Genomic DNA, 4,910 nt, shown 5'->3' with positions numbered 1-4,910 from the left:
AACTTATCCACATTCTTCGCTATTTACAACATCAATAATCTTTATTTTATATATTTAAAAGATTATTTTTTCAACTTGACACAGTTTGACGAACACTCCCAGAGAATTGGGTAGCAGGAGTGATGGAGTGACGACGTCACCAACTTCTCATTAATTGACTATAGACGTTGACCACATACGACTTTTAATTACCCAGCCTAAATTTACTGAATAAATTTAAATTAGTCTATTTTGAATCTATCCAAGATATATTGCCATCTCGACGGTAATAAACTATATTAATACGATTAGTATTACTATTTTGAAACATTAAAGCAGGCAGGTTTTCAAGATCCATTTTCATAACGGCTTCACTTACTGATAAAATTAATATTTCTACAGATTTTTCTGCGATAATTACAGGATTATCAGAGGCTGGTACATTATCTTCGTCTTCATGTTCATGGGGCGTGATAATATACTTGACTGCTTTAGGTGCCGCTTCGGATATTTTAATTCTATCATGACGATCTTTGAGTTTAGATTTGTACTTTCTAAGCTGCTTTTCAAGTCGAGAAAGAGCAGCATCAAATGCTGAATATATGTCATCTGAAGCAGCATTACCTTTCAATATTATATGTCTGCCGGTACCATCATTCACTACAATATCGCAAACCAGTTGAAATCCTTGTTTAGAGAAATGTACGTTTGCATTAATTATAGTAGAAAAGTACTTTGCTGCTACTTGCGTAGTACGGCTTTTTACATAATCTTGCAAAGAATTGCCAATAGAAATATGTTGACCTGATAGTGATACTTGCATAAAACCCCCTTTAAATTTATAGCTAACTAGTAGTATTTATTCATCATAAACCGCCATCATTGCCAAGAAAACCAAAATTCTTAACAACTAAGTGCATTATACTACCATATTTGATATAATCTATCTCATTTTCTGTAAAAACTTGTAATATTACTTCAAAAGTTTCAACTATACCATTTTTTCTACTTATAATACAACGAAGTTGTGCATAAGGCTCTACTTTATTACTTAAGCCGGTAATTGTAATATATTCAGAACCATCAAGTTTTAAATCACTTACCGTAGTAGAAGTGAGTACAAGCGGTAACACACCCATACCAACTAAATTTGACCGATGAATTCTTTCAAAACTTTCAGCAATTACCGCTTTTACTCCTAGTAAACTAGTACCTTTTGCTGCCCAATCTCTCGACGAACCAGAGCCATATTCTTTACCTGCAAAAATTACTAAAGGGATAGAATGAGCCTTATAATCCTGAGAAGCGTCATAAATACTCATTTGTTGACCATTCCGTTGATTGATCGTTATCCCCCCATCAATTCCAGGACACATAGCATTTTTAATCCTATTATTAGCAAAAGTCCCACGCATCATTACTTGATGATTGCCACGCCGTGATCCATAAGAGTTAAAATCTGCTGGTAAAATACCCTGCTCGGTTAAATATTTAGCAGCAGGGCTTGTTTTACTAATATTTCCGGCTGGCGATATATGATCAGTAGTAATAGAATTGCCAAAGATGGCTAATATCCTAGCAGATTCTATATCCTCCAATTCACTCGATATATGCTCGATACCTTCAAAATAAGGTGGATTATTGATATAAGTGCTGTTTTTATTCCAATTATAAGTATCACTTTTAGTTACCTTAATATTTTGCCATTCCTTATCACCTAAGAATATATCACTATATTTCTCCTTAAACATTTTACAGTCAATAGATTCCTCAATTATTTTCTGTATCGAATGTTGAGTAGGCCAAATATCCTTAAGATAAACATCCTTACCATCACAACTTTTTCCTATCACATCCGTCTCAAGATTAATGTTGATAGTACCGGTGATAGCATAAGCAATAACTAGCGGCGGAGAGGCAAGATAACTAGCTATGGTTAGAGGATGTACCCTACCCTCAAAATTTCTGTTACCAGATAATACCGAAGCAACAACCAGATTGTTTTTGGTAATAGTCTCTTCTATTTCCGGCAACAGTGACCCAGAATTACCGATACATGTAGTACAACCATAGCCAACAAGATTAAAACCTAAATCATTGAGATATTGATCAAGCCCACTTTTCTTCAGATATTCTGTCACTATTTTTGAACCAGGAGCCAATGAGGTCTTAACCCATGGCTTTTTCACTAATCCAAGTTCTACTGCTTTTTTAGCCAGCAAACCGGCAGCAACCATTACATTAGGATTAGAAGTATTGGTACAGCTAGTAATTGCCGCTATTACGACATCACCATGACTAATTGCATATTCATCAGTCACAGGGTATTTTTTATCAATATTAACATCACCTTTGGTTAAAGAAGCTAGTTCACTGTTAAAATTACTGGCGGCATTTCTTAGGTTAACTCGATCTTGCGGACGTCTTGGCCCTGCTAAAGAAGCTTCGATAGTAGATAAATCCAACTCTAATGTCTCAGTATATTCTGGAATAATTGTCGATTCGTACCATAATGACTGTAGCTTAGCATATTGCTCTACTAATTTTATGCGATTTGGCTCTCTAGCCGTCAAGTTAAGATATTTGATAGTCTCATTGTCAATTGGAAAGAAGCCACAAGTAGCACCATATTCAGGAGCCATATTTGAAATAGTTGCCCTATCTGCCAATGTTAAAAAGTCCAATCCATCTCCATAAAATTCGACAAATTTGCCAACGACATTTTTCTTCCTTAACATTTGGGTAATGGTTAGCACCAAATCTGTAGCGGTAATCATACCATTTAAAGAGCCAGTCAATTTAAAGCCAATTACCTCAGGTATAATCATTGATAGAGGCTGACCAAGCATTGCCGCCTCAGCTTCAATCCCCCCTACTCCCCAACCAAGAACTGCCAGACCATTAATCATCGTAGTATGACTATCTGTACCAACCAATGTATCCGGATAAGCAAAAGTTCCCCCTTCTTGTTGTTTAGTCCACACAACATTAGCTAAATATTCCAAATTAACCTGATGACAAATACCTGTTCCCGGGGGTACTACTTTAAAATTATCAAATACTTCCTGCCCCCATTTTAAAAACTCATAACGCTCTATATTCCGAGCTACTTCCATTGTAACGTTTTTATCAAAAGCTTCACTTGTTCCATAATAATCGACTTGTACCGAATGATCTATTACCAGATCAACAGGTATCAAAGGATTAATCTTTAATGGATTCTTCCCTAGTTTTTTCATAGCATCACGCATAGCAGCTAAATCAACAATAGCCGGAACGCCAGTAAAATCCTGCATCAGTACCCTAGCTGGCATAAATGGTATCTCAGCCTCGGATTTCCTTGCCTTAAGCCATTCTTTAAATAGCAACAACTTCTCTTGGCTACCAGTTAGACGCAGAACATTTTCAAATAATATCCTTAAACTATAAGGTAAACGCTTTAACTCAAGCCCAATATCACTTGCCGCCTTATTTATATCAAAAATTTTATAAACATCCTCTCCAACAGATATTTCTTTAAGATAATCATAATTCATACTAACCACTCCAAATTTGTTTTATAGCTAACTCGACTAGTATTATGCTGTCATTGCGAGCGAACGTATGTGAGCGTGGCAATCCATTTCTAATCACTTTCCTGGATTGCTTCGTTGCCACTAAAGTGGCTCCTCGCAATGACTAAGTAATACTATTCGGGATAGCTATAACCATTAACTTTCATTTTGAGTATACACTAAAAATACCTAACACTAAGCTTTTCATGCAATTTAATTTGAAAAATATTTATATTTTATATCATCCCTGCGTAGAATGCTATACCACAACTGTTGAAAGTTAGAAGGTAGAACGGGTTTTAGATCGCTTTTCCGTCATTGCGAGCCACCGTAGGTGGCGTGGCAATCCATTTTTGGTTACTTTTATGGATTGCTTCGTCGACCTAAGGTCTTCCTCGCAATGACGGTTTCTCAATTATTGTTTTCTTAAACTAACGCTTATGCGTAAGCAGGGGTCTAGATTCCCGCCTACGCGGGAATGACAATAGTGGGCGAGAATGACAAGGAGAAGCAAGAATGACAAAAAAAAACCAGATTTCACTATTTTATTTTTATTAAACAATTTTAAAATTAAGTCTTGACTTCTTTATGAAAAAGCTATTTTATCAATTTTGATAGTTTATATTAACTATCTTGTTAAAAAAAATATTAACCAATATTATTAAATAGGAAATAAATTTTTATGTCAAAAACAATACTGATTGATTATTATCGTGATTCAGAAGATCCTGAGTGCTTAAATAGCCAATATTATGATGATGATAAGAACTTTGCAAATTTATCTACTACATTACAATTCCTTCATCTGGCAGAAACTATGGCAGAATACGGCAAAGAAGCCCTCGAAGGAAAACAACTAGAGGCAGCCAAAAATTTTGGATTTGTTACTGACCATTCTAATCCAGATAATTCTAATCCAGATAATAGCTGGGTTACTACTGTTGCTAATGCTTTTTCATCTATTCCTAAAGAACATATCTTCTTTGCTACTTTGTTAGCAACATCACATGCTGCCCATGCATACCGCCATGTTACATTTAATACTCCAGATAACTCTAACGCAGATAATTTTGATACAGAGAATTCTAATGTAGTTCATCATAGGAGTGCTCGGGCTATAGAAACGAATGCGAAATACGCCACTTTAAAAAATGGTAATTGTTTTCTTACTAAAATATCACATATATACTATCATGGATACCCTTGGGATACTTTTCTTACTAAATGTGTTGGTGAACCTTGCGACCATATAAACTCTAATAAGGAAAAAATATCCCATGGTCATGGAAGTCATGGAGTGACGTCAATTCGGGATAAGGTTATAATTTAGAGGAAAGTCGAAATTGCAATTTATGGAAGGTTTATTTTTCTTAAGAG

At 35.3% G+C, this 4,910-nt stretch carries 3 protein-coding genes; 1 reads left to right on the top strand and 2 read right to left on the bottom strand.

Annotated elements, in window-relative coordinates:
- Positions 1–226 precede the first annotated feature (226 nt).
- Together hpf and acnA are read right to left on the bottom strand one after the other, a co-directional pair.
- Positions 227–802 (bottom strand): ribosome hibernation-promoting factor, HPF/YfiA family, encoded by a 576-nt coding sequence (gene hpf / locus RiCNE_RS05930; protein ID WP_094649667.1) that lies wholly within the window; start codon positions 800–802, stop codon positions 227–229.
- Positions 803–845: 43 nt separating this feature from the next.
- Positions 846–3,515, bottom strand: a complete 2,670-nt coding sequence (gene acnA, locus RiCNE_RS05925) for an aconitate hydratase AcnA (RefSeq protein WP_094649666.1) — start codon at positions 3,513–3,515, stop codon at positions 846–848.
- A gap of 700 nt (positions 3,516–4,215) precedes the next feature.
- Between acnA and RiCNE_RS05920 the strand changes: the two genes are divergently transcribed.
- Complete coding sequence (locus RiCNE_RS05920) at positions 4,216–4,863, top strand: hypothetical protein (protein ID WP_094649665.1); 648 nt, start codon at positions 4,216–4,218, stop codon at positions 4,861–4,863.
- Positions 4,864–4,910: the final 47 nt, after the last annotated feature.

The organism is Rickettsia endosymbiont of Culicoides newsteadi (assembly GCF_002259525.1).
GTDB lineage: Bacteria > Pseudomonadota > Alphaproteobacteria > Rickettsiales > Rickettsiaceae > Tisiphia.
Note: the sequence above shows the minus strand (reverse complement) of the source record. Positions and strands in the feature narration are given on the sequence as shown.